This is a genomic window from Enterobacter sp. SECR19-1250, assembly GCF_013391025.1.
Lineage (GTDB): Bacteria > Pseudomonadota > Gammaproteobacteria > Enterobacterales > Enterobacteriaceae > Enterobacter > Enterobacter cloacae.
The window spans coordinates 15405-36993 of record NZ_JACASJ010000011.1 but is presented as its reverse complement, the minus strand read 5'-3'; the positions used below and the strand labels follow the sequence as shown (position 1 = coordinate 36993).

The 21589-nt window shown below is 56.2% G+C and carries 19 protein-coding genes; 15 read left to right on the top strand and 4 right to left on the bottom strand.

All coding sequences use genetic code 11. The annotated features are described in order from the left end of the window. Positions 1–4: 4 nt before the first annotated feature. The 3 genes from kdpB to kdpF are packed head-to-tail and all read right to left on the bottom strand — an operon-like array spanning position 5 to position 3839. Positions 5–2053 carry a potassium-transporting ATPase subunit KdpB gene (kdpB, locus tag HX884_RS04820; RefSeq protein WP_029883015.1) on the bottom strand — a complete coding sequence of 683 codons (2049 nt, stop codon included), beginning with the start codon at positions 2051–2053 and terminating at the stop codon, positions 5–7. A 17-nt stretch (positions 2054–2070) separates the two neighbouring features. Next, on the bottom strand, positions 2071–3750 hold the full coding sequence (kdpA, locus tag HX884_RS04815) for a potassium-transporting ATPase subunit KdpA (protein ID WP_178327782.1): 1680 nt from the start codon (positions 3748–3750) through the stop codon (positions 2071–2073). Then, complete coding sequence (gene kdpF, locus HX884_RS27145) at positions 3750–3839, bottom strand: K(+)-transporting ATPase subunit F (RefSeq protein ID WP_014069365.1); 90 nt, start codon at positions 3837–3839, stop codon at positions 3750–3752. The genes kdpA and kdpF overlap by 1 nt, the downstream gene beginning before the upstream one ends. 310 nt (positions 3840–4149) lie before the next feature. Between kdpF and HX884_RS04805 the strand changes: the two genes are divergently transcribed. The 7 genes from HX884_RS04805 (at position 4150) to nei (ending at position 9890) form a co-directional block, all read left to right on the top strand. Next, positions 4150–4356 carry a YbfA family protein gene (locus tag HX884_RS04805; RefSeq protein WP_013097552.1) on the top strand — a complete coding sequence of 69 codons (207 nt, stop codon included), beginning with the start codon at positions 4150–4152 and terminating at the stop codon, positions 4354–4356. Positions 4357–4591: 235 nt separating this feature from the next. Beyond that, a complete protein-coding gene (phrB, locus tag HX884_RS04800; protein ID WP_178327781.1) occupies positions 4592–6004 on the top strand; it encodes a deoxyribodipyrimidine photo-lyase in 1413 nt (470 codons plus the stop codon). Positions 6005–6014: 10 nt separating this feature from the next. Further along, positions 6015–6758, top strand: coding sequence for a type 2 GTP cyclohydrolase I (locus tag HX884_RS04795; protein WP_023621132.1), 744 nt, complete (start codon positions 6015–6017; stop codon positions 6756–6758). 14 nt (positions 6759–6772) lie between these two features. Continuing rightward, a complete protein-coding gene (gene pxpB, locus HX884_RS04790) occupies positions 6773–7429 on the top strand; it encodes a 5-oxoprolinase subunit PxpB (RefSeq protein WP_023621133.1) in 657 nt (218 codons plus the stop codon). Next, positions 7423–8355, top strand: a complete 933-nt coding sequence (gene pxpC, locus HX884_RS04785; RefSeq protein ID WP_013097548.1) for a 5-oxoprolinase subunit PxpC — start codon at positions 7423–7425, stop codon at positions 8353–8355. The genes pxpB and pxpC overlap by 7 nt, the downstream gene beginning before the upstream one ends. Further along, positions 8342–9079, top strand: a complete 738-nt coding sequence (gene pxpA / locus HX884_RS04780) for a 5-oxoprolinase subunit PxpA (RefSeq protein ID WP_178327780.1) — start codon at positions 8342–8344, stop codon at positions 9077–9079. Before pxpC ends, pxpA begins: the two co-directional genes overlap by 14 nt. 19 nt (positions 9080–9098) lie before the next feature. Beyond that, the gene (nei, locus tag HX884_RS04775; protein WP_178327779.1) at positions 9099–9890 is read left to right on the top strand and encodes an endonuclease VIII; all 792 of its coding nucleotides are present in this window, start codon (positions 9099–9101) and stop codon (positions 9888–9890) included. 99 nt (positions 9891–9989) lie between these two features. Here the strand turns inward: nei and HX884_RS04770 are convergent, their stop codons facing one another. Further along, a complete protein-coding gene (locus HX884_RS04770; protein WP_020684964.1) occupies positions 9990–11273 on the bottom strand; it encodes a citrate synthase in 1284 nt (427 codons plus the stop codon). A gap of 654 nt (positions 11274–11927) precedes the next feature. Between HX884_RS04770 and sdhC the strand changes: the two genes are divergently transcribed. The 8 genes from sdhC (at position 11928) to sucD (ending at position 21557) form a co-directional block, all read left to right on the top strand. Further along, positions 11928–12317 carry a succinate dehydrogenase cytochrome b556 subunit gene (gene sdhC, locus HX884_RS04765; protein ID WP_010428700.1) on the top strand — a complete coding sequence of 130 codons (390 nt, stop codon included), beginning with the start codon at positions 11928–11930 and terminating at the stop codon, positions 12315–12317. After that, positions 12311–12658 carry a succinate dehydrogenase membrane anchor subunit gene (sdhD, locus tag HX884_RS04760; RefSeq protein ID WP_008501088.1) on the top strand — a complete coding sequence of 116 codons (348 nt, stop codon included), beginning with the start codon at positions 12311–12313 and terminating at the stop codon, positions 12656–12658. The genes sdhC and sdhD overlap by 7 nt, the downstream gene beginning before the upstream one ends. Continuing rightward, complete coding sequence (sdhA, locus tag HX884_RS04755) at positions 12658–14424, top strand: succinate dehydrogenase flavoprotein subunit (protein ID WP_014831113.1); 1767 nt, start codon at positions 12658–12660, stop codon at positions 14422–14424. The genes sdhD and sdhA overlap by 1 nt, the downstream gene beginning before the upstream one ends. A 15-nt stretch (positions 14425–14439) precedes the next feature. Next, complete coding sequence (gene sdhB / locus HX884_RS04750; protein ID WP_008501090.1) at positions 14440–15156, top strand: succinate dehydrogenase iron-sulfur subunit SdhB; 717 nt, start codon at positions 14440–14442, stop codon at positions 15154–15156. 227 nt (positions 15157–15383) lie between these two features. Continuing rightward, a complete protein-coding gene (gene sucA / locus HX884_RS04745) occupies positions 15384–18191 on the top strand; it encodes a 2-oxoglutarate dehydrogenase E1 component (RefSeq protein WP_023622290.1) in 2808 nt (935 codons plus the stop codon). 14 nt (positions 18192–18205) lie between these two features. After that, on the top strand, positions 18206–19426 hold the full coding sequence (odhB, locus tag HX884_RS04740; protein WP_013097540.1) for a 2-oxoglutarate dehydrogenase complex dihydrolipoyllysine-residue succinyltransferase: 1221 nt from the start codon (positions 18206–18208) through the stop codon (positions 19424–19426). 95 nt (positions 19427–19521) lie between these two features. Next, complete coding sequence (gene sucC / locus HX884_RS04735; protein ID WP_006809579.1) at positions 19522–20688, top strand: ADP-forming succinate--CoA ligase subunit beta; 1167 nt, start codon at positions 19522–19524, stop codon at positions 20686–20688. Then, a complete protein-coding gene (gene sucD, locus HX884_RS04730; RefSeq protein WP_008501094.1) occupies positions 20688–21557 on the top strand; it encodes a succinate--CoA ligase subunit alpha in 870 nt (289 codons plus the stop codon). The genes sucC and sucD overlap by 1 nt, the downstream gene beginning before the upstream one ends. The last annotated feature ends 32 nt before the right edge of the window (positions 21558–21589 follow it).

Genomic DNA, 21589 nt, shown 5'->3' with positions numbered 1-21589 from the left:
CCTTTTAAACCAGCCCGAACAGCGTTAACAGCAGGTCGATAGCTTTAATCCCGATAAAGGGCACCAGCAGCCCGCCCAGCCCGTAAATCCACAGGTTACGGCGCAGCATGGCAGCAGCCGTCAGCGGTTTATAGCTCACCCCTTTCAGCGCCAGCGGGATCAGGAAGACAATAATCAGGGCGTTGAAAATCACCGCACTGAGAATGGCCGAAGACGGGGAGTGCAGATGCATCACGTTCAGCGCGTTTAGCTGCGGATAGGTGGCCGCGAACGCTGCGGGAATAATGGCGAAATACTTCGCCACGTCATTGGCGATACTGAACGTGGTTAATGACCCGCGTGTCATCAGCATCTGTTTACCGATATGCACCACTTCAATCAGCTTGGTCGGGTTAGAGTCAAGGTCGACCATGTTGCCCGCCTCTTTTGCTGCCTGGGTACCGGAGTTCATCGCCACCGCCACGTCGGCCTGTGCGAGGGCAGGGGCGTCGTTGGTGCCGTCACCGGTCATCGCGACCAGACGACCTTCCGCCTGGTACTGACGGATCAACGCCAGCTTGGCTTCCGGTGTGGCTTCCGAGAGGAAATCATCCACGCCCGCTTCTGCGGCAATCGCGGCGGCAGTCAGCCGGTTATCCCCGGTGATCATCACCGTTTTAATCCCCATTTTACGCAACTGGGCGAAACGCTCTTTAATGCCGCCTTTGACGATGTCCTTCAGCGCAATCACCCCCAGCACATTCGCCCCTTCGGCTACGACCAGCGGTGTGGCCCCCTGGCGGGCAACGCTCTCAACCAGATTGTCCACTTCCGGTGGAAAATGGCCGTTGTTGGCTTCAATGTGGCGACGAATGGCATCAACGGAACCTTTACGGATCATGCGCTCCTGAATGTTGATACCGCTCATTCGGGTTTGTGCCGTAAAAGGGACAAAAGTGGCGTGCAGGCTCTGCACATCACGCTGGCGCAGATTAAAGCGCTGTTTCGCCAGAATGACGATGCTGCGGCCTTCCGGCGTTTCATCGGCAAGAGACGAGAGCTGGGCGGCATCGGCCAGCGTTTTTTCATCCACGCCCGGGGCAGGTAAAAACTCGGAGGCCTGGCGGTTGCCGAGGGTGATGGTCCCGGTTTTATCCAGCAGCAGCACATCCACGTCACCGGCGGCCTCTACGGCGCGTCCGCTGGTGGCGATAACGTTCGCGCCCAGCATGCGGCTCATACCCGCCACGCCAATAGCGGAGAGCAGGCCGCCGATGGTGGTCGGGATCAGGCAGACCAGCAGCGCCACCAGCACGGTGATGCTGACCGCGGTGCCCGCGTAGCTGGAGAAGGGCCACAGCGTGGCGGTAGCCAACAGGAAGACGATGGTCAGCGCCACCAGCAGAATGGTGAGGGCAATTTCGTTGGGTGTTTTACGACGCTGCGCGCCCTCAACCATGGCGATCATCCGGTCGAGGAAGGTTTCACCCGGGTTGACGCTGCACTGGATCACCAGCCAGTCGGAGAGAATACGCGTCCCGCCCGTGACCGAGGCGAAGTCACCGCCAGATTCACGAATGACCGGCGCGGATTCCCCGGTAATAGCGCTCTCGTCTACCGAGGCGCCCCCTTCTATGACTTCGCCATCACAGGGGATGATGTCACCGGCTTCCACCAGCACCACATCGCCTTTACGCAGCTCATCTGCCGGCACGTGGTCCATCTGCGCGCCGTATTTTGGCTCACGTAATTTACGTGCGAAGGCGGTCTTTTTTACCCCTTTCAGGCTGTTGGCCTGCGCTTTACTGCGGCCTTCCGCCAGCGCCTCGGCAAAGTTGGCAAACAGCACGGTAAACCACAGCCACAGGCTGATGGCTCCGGTGAACATCGCGTTGCCCGGGAGGTGACCTGTTCCCATGGCAATCGCCAGGACGGTAGTCAGCACGCTGCCTGCCCAGACGATAAACATCACCGGGTTGTGCCACTGTACGCGCGGGCTCAGCTTTTTCACCGCATCCATGAGGGCCTGACGAACTAACGACGGTTCGAACAGGGCCAGTTGTTTACGACTCATGACAATTCTCCGCAAAATCAGCGTAAAGAGAGGGTTTCCGCGACCGGGCCTAACGCGAGGGCGGGGATAAAGGTCAGGGCGCCTACCAGCAACACGGTGCCGGTCAGCAGGCCAATAAACAGCGCACCGTGTGTCGGTAATGTACCGGTGGTGGTCGGTTGGATTTTTTTATTCACCAGCGATCCGGCGATGGCCATCACCGGCACAATCACGCCGAAGCGGCCGACAAACATGCAGAAAGCCAGCAGACAGTTCCAGAAAGGCGAATTGGCGCTTAAGCCTGCAAAGGCGCTGCCGTTGTTGTTCGCCGCAGACGAGACGGCGTAGAGCACTTCACTAAAACCATGGATACCCGGGTTAAAGATGCCGCTGCGGCCGGCTTCGGTCATCAGTGCCAGCGCGGTACCGAGCAGCACGAGGGCAGGCGTCACCAGAATGGCCAGCGCGGTTAATTTCATTTCCCGGACGTCGATTTTTTTGCCCAGGTATTCCGGGGTACGGCCAATCATCAGACCGGCGATAAACACCGCCAGCAGCACAAACAGCAGCATGCCGTAAAGACCAGAGCCCACGCCGCCAAACACCACTTCGCCAATCTGCATCAGCCACATTGGGATCATGCCACCCAGCGCCGTAAAGGAGTCATGCATGGCGTTAACCGCCCCGCACGAGGCTGCGGTGGTAACCACGGCAAACAAACTGCTGGACAGGATGCCAAAGCGACTCTCTTTCCCTTCCATGTTGATCGCGCTGTCAGCGCCCAGCGTCAGTAAATGCGGATTACCTTTCCATTCCGCCCACATCACCAGCGCGACGCAGACCACGAAGATCAGAGACATGGTCCACAGAAGGGTGCGTCCCTGACGGCGGTCGTTGACAACATCGCCAAAGGCAAAACAGAGCGCGGCGGGGATCAGGAAGATCGCCAGCATTTCGACAAAGTTGGTCAGCGCTGTTGGGTTTTCAAACGGATGCGACGAGTTGGCGTTGAAGAAGCCACCGCCGTTAGTCCCGAGCATCTTAATGGCTTCCTGCGAGGCCACCGGCCCCATAGGCAAAAGCTGTTTTGCCCCTTCCAGAGAGGTATACGGCGCGTAAGGCAGCAGGTTTTGCAGGGTACCTTGCTGAATAAAGAACAGCGCGATAATGAGGGCAGCAGGGAGCAGTATCCACAGCGTGATGCGTGTCAGATCGACCCATGCGTTGCCCAGCGTGCTGATATTTTGACGCGCAAAGGCACGCGTGAGCGCGAAGATCACCGCAATACCGGTGGCAGCAGAGAGGAAGTTTTGCACGGTTAACCCGGCCATCTGGCTAAAGTAGCTCAGCGTGGTTTCCCCGGCATAGGACTGCCAGTTGGTGTTAGTGACAAAGCTGACTGCCGTGTTCAGCGCCAGATGCCAGGACAGACCCGGCAACTGCTGCGGGTTGAGCGGTAAGCTCCCCTGCAGCATCAGCATGGCGAAAAGGGCGACAAGGCCGACAATATTCAGCAGCAGGATCGCCAGCAGATACTGACGCCAGTTCATTTCCCCCTCCCGAATGCCCAGGACGCGCCAGATCCCTTTTTCAACGCGACCTGCCACCGGCAGCGCCACGTTGTTAATCATCCTTGCCAGCACTGTTCCCAGCGGTCTTGCCAGCAGGAACAACACCCCTAAAAAACTGGCAATAAGCAAAAACGCCTGAGCAGCCATCAGAATGCCTCCGCATTAATCAGGGCATAAACCAGATAACCCAATAACAGGAATACCAGCACGATGCCGGCAATAAGGCCTGCACTCACAATCCACCTCCGGGTGACATTTGTATTTGTGCTAACGGTAGGATTTATGGCGCAAAGATTTCGCAAAAATCAGGACGAGGGGTGTAAAAAAAGTATAAAAATGGCAAAGCCCACAATTTAACTATTGATAAGTAAATCGTTAACTTTTTTTGTAACTTAATTACGGTGTGAATGTAAATTTTGGCTAAACGGCTAAAAATAAGTGGTCGGATGAGTAGTAAAATTACAAACAAAGCGATATTATTTTAGCCAGGTCACAGTTTTTGAATTTTCCGGAGTCAGTTTCCGGCCAACTACAGGGGAGAAAAATATGGATCTTTATAAAGAGTATCCGGCTCATATCGTGTTCATGCGTCGCGCTTTCGCCGTAGTGGCTGGCGTGCTGGCCCTGCCGGTGATGTTGTTCTGGAAAGATCGCGCACGTTTTTACAGCTATCTGCACCGCGTCTGGGCAAAAACCAGCGAGAAGCCGGTATGGATGGATCAGGCCGAAAAAGCGACCTGTGATTTCTACTAATAAAAAGACTACACACAGCAATAAACAAACCGCCTACAGCAATGTGGCGGTTTTTTTGTCCCTCCGGATTCGCGGTTCGTTGGGTGGTTTTCAGGCATATCTTCTTATTCTGAGTCATCAACAGCCACTACCTTATTTCATCCTGTCTACACTTCATGGCAAAGTAGTTCAATGCGTGCCTTTTTCGTTTTACGGCATGCCCTTACGGACATAATGGACAATTGCCTGGAGTTTTATGCCCACCCATCTGGTTTGGTTTCGCGCGGATCTGCGCCTGCATGACAACATCGCCCTGGCGGCGGCCTGTCGCTCTGAACACGCCCGCGTGCTGGCGCTGTTTATCGCTACCCCAGGACAGTGGCAGCAGCATGATATGGCCCCCCGACAAGCCGCTTATCTCTGTTCGCATCTGAATGCCCTGCAACGTTCGCTGGCGGAAAAAGGCATTCCGTTGATTTACAAAGAGGTCAGCGATTTTACCGCTCAGCTCAGCGCGATACAGGAGGTATGTCAGCAGAACGACGTCACGCATCTTTTTTACAACTACCAGTACGAATTCAATGAACAGCAGCGCGATCGCGAGCTTGAGCGCATCCTCGGGGATGTAGAGTGTCAGGGATTTGATGACAGCGTCATGCTGGCGCCGGGCAGTGTGATGACCGGCAGTCGCGAGATGTATAAGGTCTTTACGCCGTTTAAAAATGTATTTATCGAACGGCTGAAAGAGGCGTTGCCGGAGTGTGTTGCCGCGCCGTCCGCACGAGGGGAGTGTGTAAACGACCTGCCTGAACTGACGTTTGACTATCCGCAACAGGCGTATGACCACTCTTTATTCCCGGCTGATGAAAAAGCGGCAATCGCGCAGCTGCGCCAGTTCTGCAAAACGGGGGCGGCCGCTTACGAGGCACGCCGGGATTTCCCCGCCATTGAAGGTACCAGCCGGTTGTCAGCCTGTTTAGCGCTGGGCGTGCTTTCTCCGCGCCAGTGTTTACACCGTCTTCTGGCAGAGCAGCCCCTGGCGCTGGAGGGGGGCGCTGGTTCGGTATGGCTTAACGAGCTTATCTGGCGCGAATTCTACCGTCATCTGATGACGTATCACCCTGAATTATGTAAACATCGTCCTTTCATTCGCTGGACCGAAAATGTGCAGTGGCAGCAAAACGAGACGCTGCTGCAGGCCTGGCAAAAGGGTGAAACCGGCTACCCGATTGTGGACGCCGCGATGCGCCAGCTGAATGAAACCGGATGGATGCATAACCGCCTGCGGATGATTACCGCCAGCTTCCTGGTGAAAGATCTGCTTATCGACTGGCGTGTCGGGGAGCGGTATTTTATTTCTCAGCTGATCGATGGCGATCTCGCGGCGAATAACGGCGGCTGGCAATGGGCGGCCTCGACCGGAACCGATGCGGCACCTTACTTCCGGATTTTTAATCCCACCACGCAGGGACAAAAATTTGATGCGGACGGGACGTTTATCCGCCACTGGTTGCCTGCGCTGAAAGCGGTTCCCGCTAAGGCGATCCACGACCCGTGGGCATGGGCGGACAAACAGGGCGTAACGCTCGATTATCCTCGTCCGATTGTTGAACATAAACAGGCGCGCGTCGCCACGCTGGCGGCGTACGAAGCGGCCCGCAAAGCGTAAGAGAGTCATGATGAAAAATACCGAACTAGAAAGTCTGATCAACGAAAAACTGAACAGCAGTGCCTTCAGCGACTACGGCCCGAACGGGTTACAGGTTGAAGGGCGCGACACGGTGCAAAAAATTATCACCGGTGTGACCGCCAGTCAGGCGTTGCTGGATGAAGCCGTGCGTCAGGAGGCCGATGCGGTCATCGTCCATCACGGCTATTTCTGGAAGAACGAATCACCGATCGTTCGCGGCATGAAGCGCAACCGACTGAAAACGTTGCTGGCGAATGATATCAACCTCTATGGCTATCACCTGCCGCTGGACGCTCATCCCGAGCTTGGCAACAACGTCCAGCTCGCGCAGCTGTTAGGGATCACCGTGATGGGTGAAATTGAGCCGCTGGTACCGTGGGGCGAGCTGTCGATGCCGGTACCGGGTCTTGAGCTGGCCTCCTGGATTGAAGCACGTCTGGGCCGCCGCCCGCTGTGGAGCGGCGATACCGGCCCGGATACGGTGAAGCGTGTCGCCTGGTGCACCGGTGGCGGTCAGGGCTTTATCGATAGCGCCGCGCGTTTTGGTGTTGATGCCTTTATTACCGGGGAAGTCTCCGAGCAGACCATCCATTCAGCCCGTGAACAGGGGCTGCATTTTTACGCGGCAGGTCACCACGCCACCGAGCGCGGCGGCATTCGCGCCCTGAGCGAATGGCTGACCGAAAATACCGATCTGGATGTCACCTTTATTGATATCCCTAACCCGGCCTGATGAGAGGTACCTGAGTGCAGCGAGCGCGTTGTTATCTTCTGGGGGAAACGGCGGTGGTGCTGGAGCTGGAGCCGCCCGTCACCCTTGCTACCCAAAAGCGTATCTGGCGGTTAACGCAGCGTCTGGTGGATGTGCCGGAGGTGGTTGAAGCGATCCCGGGGATGAATAACATCACCGTGGTGCTGCGTAATCCGCATACGCTGGCACTGGATGCCATTGAACGTTTACAGCGCTGGTGGGAGGAGAGCGAAGCGCTGGAGCCGGAATCCCGCACGATTGAGATCCCGGTGGTGTATGGGGGCACAGGGGGACCCGATCTTGGCGTGGTGGCTGAACACAGTGGGCTAACCGAAAAACAGGTCGTTGAGCTGCACGCCTCCGTTGATTATGTGGTCTGGTTTTTGGGATTCCAGCCGGGCTTCCCGTATCTGGGCGGACTCCCTTCGGCACTGCATACGCCACGTCGCGCTGAGCCGCGTCTGAGCGTGCCGGCGGGTACCGTCGCGATTGGCGGCGAACAGACGGGCATTTATCCGCTGGCGTCGCCGGGGGGCTGGCAGCTTATCGGACACACGTCGATGCCACTATTTGAACCGGGCCAGGACTCGCCGGTCCTCCTGCGTCCTGGCGACACCCTTCGCTTTATTCCGCAGAAGGAGGGGGTATGTTAACGCTTATTCGCGCCGGGCTTTACACCTCTGTTCAGGATGCGGGTCGCTTTGGCATGCGCCAGTCTGGCGTGAGCTACTGTGGTGCGCTGGACAGGCCAGCACTGGAGATTGCCAACGTGCTGGTGGGCAATCCCGGCAATACGGCTGCGCTCGAAATTACGCTGGGGCAGTGTGTCATTGAATTTAGTCAGGAGACCTGGTTTGCGTTAACCGGCGCCGGGTGCGATGCCACGCTTGATGGCAAAGCGGTCTGGACCGGCTGGCGACTGCGGGCAAAAGCCGGACAACGTTTAACGCTTAAGCGACCTCAGCATGGGGTTCGCAGTTATCTTGCCGTTGCCGGTGGGATTGACGTGCCGGAGGTGCTGGGCTCATCCAGTACCGATCAGAAAGCCGGAATTGGCGGTCACGAAGGACGTTTGTTGCGCGATGGCGATCGTCTGGCGATAAAACCGTCAACGCGGCACTTTTCAACCGCGCAGGGTGTAAAACAGCTCCTGTGGGGAAACCAGATCCGCGCCCTGCCGGGGCCGGAGTATCAGGAATTTGATGAGGTGTCTCAGGAGTCTTTCTGGCGCTCGCCGTGGAAGATCAGCCCGCAGAGTAACCGCATGGGGTATCGTCTTCAGGGGCAGCCGCTGACCCGTACGACGGACCGCGAGCTGCTTTCACACGGTCTGTTGCCCGGCGTCATTCAGGTACCGGGTAACGGTCAACCGATTGTGTTGATGAACGATGCACAGACCACGGGCGGTTACCCGCGCATCGCCTGCATTATTGAGGCCGATCGCTACCATCTGGCGCAAATCCCTCTCGGACAGCCGATTCACTTCGTGCAATGCTCCCTGGAGGAGGCGCTGAAGGCGCGGCAGGACCAGCAGCGTTATCTGGAACAACTGGCGTGGAGGCTTGATGGTAAAGATTGATTTAAACGCCGATCTGGGCGAGGGCGGCAGCGCCGACGCTGAACTGATGACCCTGGTCACCTCGGTGAATATCGCCTGCGGTTTTCATGCGGGTGATGCCCAAACGATGCTGGCGAGCGTGCGCAACGCCATCAAAAATGGTGTTGCGATAGGGGCGCATCCGAGCTTCCCTGACCGGGAGAATTTTGGCCGCACGGCGATGGATCTCCCGCCCGAGACGGTCTACGCCCAGACGCTTTACCAGATTGGCGCGCTCGAGGCGATTGTGCGTTCGCAGCAGGGCGCGCTGCGCCACGTGAAGCCGCACGGCATGCTCTATAATCAGGCGGCGAACGACCCCGCGCTGGCAGAGGCCATCGCCCGGGCGGTGTTCGATTGCAACCCACAACTGATCCTGGTTGGCCTGGCGGGGAGCGAGCTGATTCGCGCCGGTCAGCGTCTGGGGTTAACCACCCGCCAGGAAGTGTTTGCCGACCGAGGCTATCAGCCCGACGGAACCCTGGTTCCCCGTTCCCGGCCCAACGCGCTGATCACCGATGAGTCTCTGGCGCTGGCGCAGACCCTTCAGATGGTGCGCGAGGGAACAGTAACAACGGTCGAGGGTACAACGGCCAGCGTTCAGGCTGACACAGTATGCTTACACGGTGATGGCGAGCACGCGCTGCAGTTTGCCCGCTGCTTACGGGCGGCGTTTGCAGAGCAGGGGATCCTCGTCAGCGCCTGAAAATCATAAGGATAAAGAGATGCCAGAAGGCCCGGAGATCCGCCGCGCTGCGGATAGCCTCGAGGCGGCGATAAAAGGCAAACCCCTGACGGACGTCTGGTTTGCTTTTCCTCAACTGAAGCCGTTTGAAGCACCGCTGGTGGGACAAACGGTGACCCACATCGAAACACGGGGAAAGGCGTTACTCACGCATTTCTCCCATAACCTTACGTTATACAGCCACAACCAGCTTTATGGCGTCTGGCGGGTGGTTAACGCCAACGAGCAGCCGCAAACCACCCGTGTGCTGCGCGTCAGGCTGCAAACCGCGGATAAAGCGATTTTGCTGTATAGCGCGTCTGATATCGAAATGTTAACGCCGGAGCAACTGCTTACGCACCCGTTCTTACAGCGGGTCGGGCCGGACGTGCTGGATATGCGTCTGACGGCGAACGATGTCAAAGCCCGCCTGTTATCCCCTAAATTCCGCAACCGGCAATTTTCCGGGCTACTGCTCGATCAGGCGTTCCTGGCCGGATTAGGCAATTACCTTCGCGTCGAAATTCTCTGGGAGGTCGGGCTGGCACCGCAGCACAAAGCGTCGCAGTTGAGGGATGATCAGCTGGAAAGGCTCTCTCACGCGCTGCTGGATATTCCGCGGCTATCGTACAACACCCGCGGCGTGGTAGATGACAACAAGCATCACGGGGCGCTGTTCCGCTTTAAGGTGTTTCATCGGGCGGGGAAGAGGTGCGAGCGGTGCGGTGGGGTGATTGAGAAGACAACGCTCTCTTCACAACCGTTTTACTGGTGTCCCGGGTGCCTGAGGTAAAAAGTAAAACGGTAACCCTCAGGTTACCGTTTTAAATGTTTTCACCCTCTCCCGGTGGGAGAGGGGCGGGGTGAGGGCATCAGGCCGCACCCACGTCTTTTAGCGCTTAAGATCAGACTTAAAATCACGCTGCTCGTAGCCGGTATACAGCTGACGAGGACGGGCGATTTTCATGCCTTCGCTGTGCATTTCGTTCCAGTGCGCAATCCAGCCCACGGTACGCGCCATGGCGAAGATCACGGTGAACATGGATGACGGAATGCCCATCGCTTTCAGAATAATGCCAGAGTAGAAGTCTACGTTCGGGTAGAGTTTCTTCTCGATGAAGTACGGGTCGTTCAGCGCGATGTGTTCCAGCTCCATCGCCACTTCCAGCAGATCGTCTTTGGTGCCCAGCTCTTTCAGCACTTCGTGGCAGGTTTCACGCATCACGGTTGCACGTGGGTCGTAGTTTTTGTACACACGGTGACCGAAGCCCATCAGACGGAAGGAGTCATTCTTGTCTTTCGCGCGGCGCACGAATTCAGGAATGTGCTCAACGGTGCTGATCTCTTCCAGCATCTTCAGTGCAGCTTCGTTCGCACCGCCGTGCGCCGGTCCCCACAGGGAGGCGATGCCCGCAGCGATACAGGCGAACGGGTTCGCACCTGAAGAGCCTGCGGTACGGACGGTGGAGGTAGAGGCGTTCTGTTCGTGGTCAGCGTGCAGGATCAGAATACGGTCCATCGCGCGTTCCAGCACCGGGTTCACTTCGTACTCTTCGCACGGCGTGGAGAACATCATGCGCAGGAAGTTACCGGCATAGGAGAGGTCGTTACGTGGATACACGAACGGCTGACCGATGGAGTATTTGTAGCACATCGCTGCCATGGTTGGCATTTTGGACAGCAGGCGGAACGCGGCGATATCGCGGTGGCGTGGGTTATTCACGTCAAGGGAGTCGTGGTAGAACGCCGCCAGCGCACCGGTAATCCCGCACATCACCGCCATCGGGTGAGAGTCACGACGGAACGCATGGAACAGACGGGTAATCTGCTCATGGATCATGGTGTGACGGGTGACGGTGGTTTTGAATTCATCATACTGAGCCTGCGTCGGCTTTTCGCCGTTCAGCAGGATGTAGCACACTTCCAGATAGTTGGATTCGGTGGCTAACTGATCGATGGGGAAGCCGCGATGGAGCAGGATACCTTCGTCACCGTCAATGTAGGTGATTTTGGATTCGCAAGATGCGGTAGAGGTAAATCCAGGGTCAAAGGTGAACATTCCTTTGGAACCCAGCGTACGGATATCAATAACATCCTGACCGAGCGTGCCTTTTAGCACATCCAGTTCAATAGCATCACCACCGTTGAGGGTGAGTTTTGCCTTTGTATCAGCCATTTACGGTCTCCTTAGCGCCTTATGCTTAAGACTGCGCTTTACCGGATTTGCTTTCAGCTGTTAATCACCGTTACCAGATTGTTATTTGGCTTACCGCTCAGCTCACGAGGACAAACCAGGGTACAGAGCTATGGCGCCTTGCAGGTAAACGAATGAAATATCAGTGAAACAACAGCAAATCAGCGTTTTTGCAGTCCGAATTTTTCAAACCTGTATATCACTAATAACTGTCCTGATAACTTCGGTCAATACCATCACACTGTTACATAACTATTTGTCAGGTGAAAGAGAGACCTCATAACTTTTGCGCATTATATGCCTTTTCTGATGACGTTTGTAACAATATTGTTTAACATTTGTCAAATCAGATGATTAAAAATTAAAAAGATGTTGTTATCGTGACCCTGATCACTGTTCCAGAGAAAACCCGACAAACTGTATGTAGGTTAATTGTAATGATTTTGTGAACGGCCTATACTGCCGCCAGGTCTCCGGAACACCCTGCAATCCCGAGCCACCCAGCGTTGTAACGTGTCGTTTTAGCATTTGGAAGCAATGTTTTGCATGACGCGCAGTTATAGAAAAGGAACGCTGTCTGACCCGCATCGCAGTCCGGAGGAAGGAAACAATAAGAACAGCATGTGGGCGTAATTCATGATAAGAAATGTGAAAAAACAAAGACCTGTCAATCTGGATCTCAAAACGATCCGGTTCCCCGTAACAGCAATAGCGTCCATTCTGCACCGTGTATCGGGTGTGATTACGTTTGTGGCGGTAGGCATTCTGCTGTGGTTACTGGGCACCAGCCTCTCTTCTCCTGAAGGATTCCTCCAGGCCTCTGCCATCATGAACAGCTTCTTCGTGAAATTCATCATGTGGGGCATTCTGACCGCACTGGCGTACCACGTTGTGGTGGGTGTTCGCCATATGCTGATGGACTTTGGTTACCTGGAAGAGACTTTCGAAGCCGGGAAACGTTCCGCTAACATTTCATTTGTGATTACAGTCGTGCTTTCACTTCTCGCAGGAGTTCTCGTATGGTAAGCAACGCCTCCGCATTAGGACGCAACGGCGTACATGACTTCATTCTGGTCCGTGCTACCGCCATCGTTCTCACCCTCTACATCATCTATATGATCGGTTTCTTCGCGACCAGCGGCACGCTGACGTGGGAAATCTGGAGTGGGTTCTTCGGATCTGCCTTCACCAAAGTGTTCACCCTGCTGGCGCTGTTCTCCATTCTTATTCATGCCTGGATTGGCATGTGGCAGGTGTTGACCGATTACGTTAAACCGCTGGCGATTCGCCTTCCTCTGCAGTTGGCCATTGTCGTTGCACTGGTGGTTTACGTTATTTATGGATTCGTTGTGGTGTGGGGTGTGTAATGAAACTGCCAGTCAGAGAATTTGATGCTGTTGTGATTGGTGCGGGTGGCGCAGGTATGCGCGCCGCGCTGCAAATTTCCCAGAGCGGCCAGACCTGTGCGCTGCTCTCTAAAGTATTCCCGACCCGTTCCCACACGGTATCTGCGCAGGGCGGTATTACCGTTGCGCTGGGTAACTCCCATGAAGATAACTGGGAATGGCACATGTACGACACGGTAAAAGGGTCCGACTACATCGGCGACCAGGATGCCATCGAATATATGTGTAAGACTGGCCCGGAAGCGATTCTGGAGCTGGATCATATGGGTCTGCCGTTCTCCCGTCTGGAAAATGGCACCATCTATCAACGTCCGTTTGGCGGCCAGTCGAAAAACTTCGGCGGCGAGCAGGCGGCACGTACCGCGGCAGCGGCTGACCGTACCGGTCACGCGCTGCTGCATACTCTGTATCAGCAGAACCTGAAAAACCACACTACCATCTTCTCCGAGTGGTATGCGCTGGATCTGGTGAAAAATGCCGATGGCGCGATTGTCGGTTGTACCGCGCTGTGCATCGAAACCGGTGAAGTGGTCTACTTCAAAGCGCGCGCAACCGTGCTGGCGACCGGCGGTGCAGGGCGTATTTACCAGTCCACCACTAACGCCCACATCAATACCGGTGACGGCGTTGGGATGGCTATCCGCGCTGGCGTGCCGGTGCAGGATATGGAGATGTGGCAGTTCCACCCAACCGGTATCGCCGGTGCGGGTGTTCTGGTGACAGAAGGCTGCCGTGGTGAAGGCGGTTACCTGCTGAACAAACACGGCGAACGTTTCATGGAACGTTATGCCCCGAATGCGAAAGACCTGGCGGGTCGTGACGTGGTGGCGCGTTCCATCATGATCGAAATCCGTGAAGGTCGCGGCTGTGATGGCCCATGGGGTCCACACGCCAAGCTGAAACTCGACCACCTGGGTAAAGAGGTACTGGAATCCCGTCTGCCGGGTATTCTGGAACTGTCCCGTACCTTCGCCCACGTCGACCCGGTGAAAGAGCCAATTCCGGTTATCCCTACCTGCCACTACATGATGGGCGGTATTCCGACCAAAGTGACCGGTCAGGCATTGACCGTGAACGAGCAGGGCGAAGATGTGGTCATCCCAGGCCTGTTCGCGGTAGGCGAAATTGCCTGTGTGTCCGTACACGGTGCCAACCGTCTGGGCGGCAACTCCCTGCTGGACCTGGTGGTGTTTGGCCGTGCGGTGGGCCTGCATCTTCAGGAATCGATCGCCGAGCAGGGCGCGCTGCGTGACGCCACTGACGACGAAATTGATGCATCGCTTGAGCGTCTGAACCGCTGGAACGGTAACCGTAACGGTGAAGATCCGGTGGAAATCCGCAAAGCGCTGCAGGAATGTATGCAGCACAACTTCTCGGTATTCCGTGAAGGTGACGCGATGGCGAAAGGTCTTGAGCAACTGAAAGCGATCCGCGAGCGCCTGAAAAACGCCCGTCTGGATGATACTTCCAGCGAGTTCAACACCCAGCGCGTTGAGTGTCTTGAGCTGGATAACCTGATGGAAACCGCGTTCGCAACCGCGATGTCGGCCAACTTCCGTACCGAAAGCCGTGGCGCGCATAGCCGCTTCGACTTCCCGGATCGTGACGATGAAAACTGGCTGTGCCATTCCCTGTATCTGCCAGAGTCGGAAACCATGACGCGCCGTCAGGTGAACATGGAACCGAAACTGCGTCCGGCGTTCCCGCCGAAGATTCGTACTTACTAATGCGGAGACAGGACAATGAAACTCGAATTCTCAGTTTATCGTTATAACCCGGATGTAGATGACGCTCCGCGCATGCAGGATTACACGCTGGAAGCGGAAGAAGGTCGTGACATGATGCTGCTGGATGCGTTAATCCAGCTGAAAGAAAAAGATCCGACACTGTCGTTCCGTCGCTCCTGCCGTGAAGGGGTGTGTGGCTCTGACGGCGTCAACATGAACGGCAAAAATGGTCTGGCCTGCATCACGCCAATTTCCGCGTTGCAGCGCCCGGGCCAGAAAATTGTTATCCGTCCTCTGCCAGGCCTGCCGGTCGTGCGTGATTTGGTGGTAGACATGGGGCAATTCTATGCACAATATGAGAAGATTAAACCTTACTTATTGAATAATGGGCAAAATCCACCCGCTCGTGAGCATTTACAGTCTCCCGAGCAGCGTGAAAAACTCGACGGCTTGTATGAGTGTATTCTCTGTGCATGTTGTTCAACGTCGTGCCCGTCGTTCTGGTGGAACCCGGACAAGTTCATCGGCCCGGCCGGTCTGCTGGCTGCCTATCGCTTCCTGATCGATAGCCGCGACACCGAAACCGATAGTCGTCTGGAAGGTTTAAGTGACGCTTTCAGCGTATTCCGCTGCCATAGCATCATGAACTGCGTCAGTGTGTGTCCGAAGGGGCTGAACCCGACGCGCGCCATCGGCCATATTAAGTCGATGCTGCTGCAGCGCAGTGCGTAAGTAAGTAGTGAGAGGGGGCGCTGTTCCCCCTCACCCTAACCTTCTCCCAAAGGGAGACGGGATAGATTGCAGAAACCTTTAAAAACTGCCCTGAAGTCTAGACAGTTTCTAAAGGTTCCTTCGCGGGCCAAATGAAAAGAGCTCGCAGGTGAACCCCGGCACGTACACGCGGTGTGCGTGGTAGTTTCTACGGCGAAAGTAAGCATAAAAATGCTTAAGGGATCACGATGCAGAACGGCGCAATGAAAGCCTGGCTGGACTCTTCTTACCTCTCTGGTGCCAACCAGAGCTGGATAGAACAGCTCTATGAAGACTTCTTAACCGATCCTGACTCAGTGGACGCAAACTGGCGTTCCATGTTCCAGCAGTTGCCTGGCACGGGAGTCAAACCGGATCAATTCCATTCCAAAACACGTGATTATTTCCGTCGTCTGGCGAAGGATGCCTCACGTTACTCTTCTGCGATTTCCGACCCTGACACCAACGCGAAGCAGGTTAAAGTCCTGCAGCTTATTAACGCTTATCGCTTCCGCGGTCACCAGCATGCGAATCTCGATCCGCTGGGACTGTGGAAACAAGACCGTGTGGCGGATCTCGATCCGGCGTATCACGATCTGACCGAGGCCGATTTCCAGGAAAGCTTTAACGTAGGTTCTTTTGCCATCGGTAAAGACACGATGAAGCTGGGCGATCTGATCGACGCCCTCAAGCAAACCTACTGCGGCTCCATCGGCGCGGAATACATGCATATCACTTCTACCGAAGAGAAACGCTGGATCCAGCAGCGTATCGAATCCGTAGCGGGCCACGCGACCTTCTCGGCTGACGAGAAAAAACGCTTCCTGAACGAACTGACCGCAGCGGAAGGGCTTGAGCGCTATCTGGGCGCGAAGTTCCCGGGCGCAAAACGCTTCTCGCTGGAAGGCGGCGATGCGTTAGTGCCAATGCTGAAAGAGCTGATTCGTCATGCAGGCAAGAGCGGTACCCGTGAAGTGGTACTGGGCATGGCGCACCGTGGTCGTCTGAACGTGCTGGTCAACGTGCTGGGTAAAAAACCGCAGGACCTGTTCGACGAATTCGCGGGCAAACATAAAGAACATCTCGGCACCGGTGACGTGAAGTACCACATGGGCTTCTCGTCTGATATCGAAACCGAAGGCGGTCTGGTTCACCTGGCGCTGGCGTTTAACCCGTCGCACCTGGAGATCGTCAGCCCGGTAGTTATCGGTTCCGTGCGTGCGCGTCTGGATCGTCTGGACGAGCCAAGCAGCAACAAAGTGCTGCCAATCACCATTCACGGTGATGCGGCGGTCACAGGGCAGGGCGTGGTTCAGGAAACCCTGAACATGTCCAAAGCGCGTGGTTATGAAGTGGGCGGTACCGTTCGTATCGTCATCAACAACCAGGTGGGCTTCACAACGTCTAACCCACTGGATGCGCGTTCAACCCCTTACTGCACCGACATCGGCAAGATGGTACAGGCGCCAATCTTCCACGTGAACGCGGATGACCCGGAAGCGGTCGCCTTCGTGACCCGTCTGGCGCTGGACTTCCGTAACACCTTCAAACGCGATGTGTTCATCGACCTGTTCTGCTACCGCCGTCACGGCCACAACGAAGCCGACGAGCCAAGTGCAACCCAGCCGTTGATGTACCAGAAAATCAAAAAACACCCGACGCCGCGCAAAATCTACGCTGACAAGCTGGAAAGCGAAAAAGTGGCGACGCTGGAAGATGCGACCGAAATGGTCAACCTCTACCGCGACGCGCTGGATGCGGGTGAGTGCGTGGTGAAAGAGCTGCGTCCGATGAACATGCACTCCTTTACCTGGTCGCCGTACCTCAACCACGAGTGGGATGAGAGCTACCCGAACAAGGTCGAGATGAAGCGCCTGCAGGAGCTGGCTAAACGCATCAGCACCGTGCCAGACGCCATCGAGATGCAGTCTCGCGTGGCAAAAATTTATGCTGACCGTCAGTCTATGGCGGCAGGTGAGAAGCTGTTCGACTGGGGCGGTGCAGAAACGCTGGCTTACGCGACGCTGGTTGACGAAGGTATTCCTGTTCGTCTGTCCGGTGAAGATGCGGGCCGTGGCACCTTCTTCCACCGCCACGCGGTAGTTCACAACCAGTCTAACGGTTCAACCTACACCCCGCTGCAGCACGTGCACAACGGTCAGGGCCAGTTCAAGGTCTGGGACTCCGTGCTCTCTGAAGAAGCGGTGCTGGCCTTCGAATACGGTTACGCTACCGCAGAGCCGCGTACGCTGACCATCTGGGAAGCGCAGTTCGGTGACTTCGCCAACGGTGCTCAGGTGGTTATCGACCAGTTCATCTCTTCTGGCGAACAGAAATGGGGCCGTATGTGTGGCCTGGTGATGCTCCTGCCACATGGTTATGAAGGCCAGGGTCCTGAGCACTCCTCCGCGCGCCTGGAACGTTATCTGCAGCTCTGCGCTGAGCAGAACATGCAAGTTTGCGTACCGTCCACCCCGGCTCAGGTTTACCACATGCTGCGTCGTCAGGCGCTGCGCGGTATGCGCCGTCCGCTGGTGGTCATGTCACCAAAATCCCTGCTGCGTCACCCACTGGCGGTGTCCAGCCTGGATGAGCTGGCGAATGGCACCTTCCTGCCTGCCATCGGTGAGATTGATGAACTGGATCCGCAGGCTGTGAAGCGTGTGGTGATGTGTTCTGGTAAGGTTTATTACGACCTGCTGGAACAGCGCCGTAAGAACGATCAGAAAGATGTCGCCATCGTGCGTATCGAACAGCTTTATCCATTCCCGCACCAGGCGGTGCAGGAAGCGCTGAAACCGTACGCTCACGTGCATGATTTTGTCTGGTGCCAGGAAGAGCCGCTCAACCAGGGCGCATGGTACTGCAGCCAGCATCATTTCCGTGAAGTGATTCCATTTGGGTCTGCCCTGCGTTATGCAGGTCGCCCGGCCTCCGCCTCTCCGGCGGTAGGGTATATGTCCGTTCACCAGAAGCAGCAACAAGATCTGGTCAATGACGCGCTGAACGTCGATTAATTAAAGGATACATAATGAGTAGTGTAGATATTCTTGTTCCCGACCTGCCTGAATCTGTAGCAGATGCGACCGTCGCTACCTGGCATAAAAAACCAGGCGATGCCGTTAAGCGCGATGAAGTGCTGGTAGAAATCGAAACTGACAAAGTGGTACTGGAAGTACCGGCTTCGGCGGATGGCGTTCTGGACGCGGTGCTGGAAGACGAAGGCACCACCGTAACCTCTCGCCAGATCCTGGGTCGCCTGCGTGAAGGCAACAGCGCGGGCAAAGAGTCCAGCGCGAAGTCTGAAGAGAAAGCCTCTACGCCGGCTCAGCGCCAGCAGGCTTCTCTGGAAGAACAGACCAACGACGCGCTCAGCCCGGCGATCCGTCGCCTGCTGGCTGAACACAGCCTTGACCCGGCAGCCATCAAAGGTACCGGTGTAGGCGGTCGTCTGACCCGTGAAGACATCGACAAACACCTGGCGAAAGCGCCTGCTCAGGCAGAAGCGAAAGCCCCTGTGGCAGCGCCAGCAGCACAGCCTGCTCTGGGTGCGCGCAGTGAAAAACGCGTGCCAATGACTCGCCTGCGTAAGCGTGTGGCAGAGCGTCTGCTGGAAGCGAAAAACTCCACCGCGATGCTGACCACCTTCAACGAAGTGAACATGAAGCCAATCATGGACCTGCGTAAGCAGTACGGTGACGCGTTTGAAAAACGTCACGGTATCCGTCTGGGCTTTATGTCCTTCTACGTGAAAGCGGTTGTTGAAGCACTGAAACGCTACCCGGAAGTGAACGCGTCCATCGATGGTGATGACGTGGTTTACCACAACTATTTCGACGTCAGCATGGCGGTGTCTACGCCACGTGGTCTGGTGACTCCGGTTCTGCGTGATGTGGATACCCTGGGTATGGCCGACATCGAGAAAAATATTAAAGAGCTGGCCGTGAAAGGCCGCGACGGCAAGCTGACCGTAGACGACCTGACCGGCGGTAACTTCACCATTACCAACGGCGGCGTATTTGGCTCGCTGATGTCTACCCCGATCATCAACCCGCCGCAGAGCGCGATCCTGGGTATGCACGCCATTAAAGATCGTCCGATGGCGGTAGACGGTAAAGTGGAGATCCTGCCAATGATGTATCTGGCGCTCTCTTACGATCACCGTCTGATCGACGGCCGCGAGTCCGTGGGCTTCCTGGTAGCGATTAAAGAGCTGCTGGAAGATCCAACGCGTCTGCTGCTGGACGTCTAGTCCCTTTTAGCATCACCTGCCCTGTAGGCCGGATACGCCTTGCACCGGCCTGCAGGTTTGAAGATAACGATTACCCTGAAGGATGGATAGAACACATGAACTTACATGAATATCAGGCCAAACAGCTGTTTGCCCGGTATGGCTTACCGGCTCCGGTGGGTTATGCCTGTACTACCCCGCGTGAAGCAGAAGAAGCCGCATCTAAAATCGGTTCCGGCCCGTGGGTAGTTAAATGTCAGGTTCACGCTGGTGGCCGTGGTAAAGCGGGCGGTGTGAAGGTTGTTAAGAGCAAAGAAGAAATTCGTGCATTTGCTGAACATTGGCTCGGCAAGCGTCTGGTCACTTACCAGACAGATGCGAACGGCCAGCCAGTCAACCAGATCCTGGTTGAAGCGGCAACCGACATCGCGAAAGAGCTGTATCTGGGCGCGGTGGTAGACCGTAGCTCGCGTCGCGTGGTGTTCATGGCGTCTACCGAAGGCGGCGTGGAAATCGAAAAAGTGGCAGAAGAGACGCCACACCTGATCCATAAAGTGGCTATCGATCCACTGGCAGGTCCAATGCCTTACCAGGGCCGTGAGCTGGCGTTCAAACTGGGTCTGGAAGGCAAACTGGTTCAGCAGTTCACCAAGATCTTCATGGGTCTGGCGACCATCTTCCTGGAGCGCGATCTGGCGCTGATCGAGATCAACCCGCTGGTGATCACCACTCAGGGCGATCTGATCTGCCTCGATGGCAAACTGGGTGCTGACGGCAATGCCCTGTTCCGCCAGCCGGATCTGCGCGAAATGCGTGACCAGTCTCAGGAAGACCCGCGTGAAGCACAGGCTGCTCAGTGGGAACTGAACTACGTGGCGCTGGATGGCAACATCGGCTGCATGGTTAACGGTGCGGGCCTGGCGATGGGCACCATGGACATCGTTAAGCTGCACGGCGGCGAGCCAGCGAACTTCCTCGACGTAGGCGGTGGCGCAACCAAAGAGCGCGTAACCGAAGCGTTCAAAATCATTCTCTCTGACGACAACGTGAAAGCCGTTCTGGTGAACATCTTCGGCGGTATCGTACGTTGCGACCTGATCGCAGACGGCATCATCGGCGCGGTAGAAGAAGTGGGCGTTAACGTTCCGGTTGTTGTGCGTCTTGAAGGTAACAACGCTGAACTCGGCGCGAAAAAACTGGCTGACAGCGGCCTGAATATTATTGCAGCGAAAAGTCTGACGGATGCAGCTCAGCAGGTTGTTGCCGCAGTGGAGGGGAAATAATGTCAGTTTTAATCAATAAAGATACCAAGGTTATCTGCCAGGGCTTCACCGGTAGCCAGGGGACTTTCCACTCCGAGCAGGCGATTGCCTACGGTACGCAGATGGTTGGCGGTGTAACACCAGGTAAAGGTGGCACCACACACCTGGGCCTGCCGGTGTTCAACACCGTGCGTGAAGCCGTAGAAGCGACGGGCGCAACCGCGACCGTTATCTACGTTCCGGCACCGTTCTGCAAAGACTCCATTCTGGAAGCGATCGACGCAGGCATCAAACTGATCATCACCATCACTGAAGGTATCCCGACGCTGGATATGCTGACCGTGAAAGTGAAGCTGGACGAAGCGGGCGTGCGCATGATCGGCCCGAACTGCCCAGGCGTGATCACCCCAGGCGAATGCAAAATCGGCATCATGCCAGGTCACATTCACAAGCCGGGCAAAGTGGGTATCGTTTCCCGTTCCGGTACGCTGACCTATGAAGCGGTTAAGCAGACCACCGACTACGGCTTCGGCCAGTCCACCTGTGTGGGCATCGGCGGTGACCCAATCCCAGGCTCTAACTTCATCGACATCCTGAAGCTATTCCAGGAAGATCCACAGACCGAAGCGATCGTCATGATCGGTGAGATCGGTGGTAGCGCGGAAGAAGAAGCGGCTGCTTACATCAAAGAACACGTAACCAAGCCAGTAGTCGGTTACATCGCGGGTGTGACGGCGCCGAAAGGTAAGCGTATGGGTCACGCAGGCGCGATTATCGCCGGTGGTAAAGGTACGGCTGATGAGAAATTCGCAGCGCTGGAAGCCGCAGGCGTGAAGACCGTTCGCAGCCTGGCGGATATCGGCGAAGCACTGAAATCCATCATTAAGTAAGTCCTCTCTGCGCCCTGAAAGGGGCGCGTTGA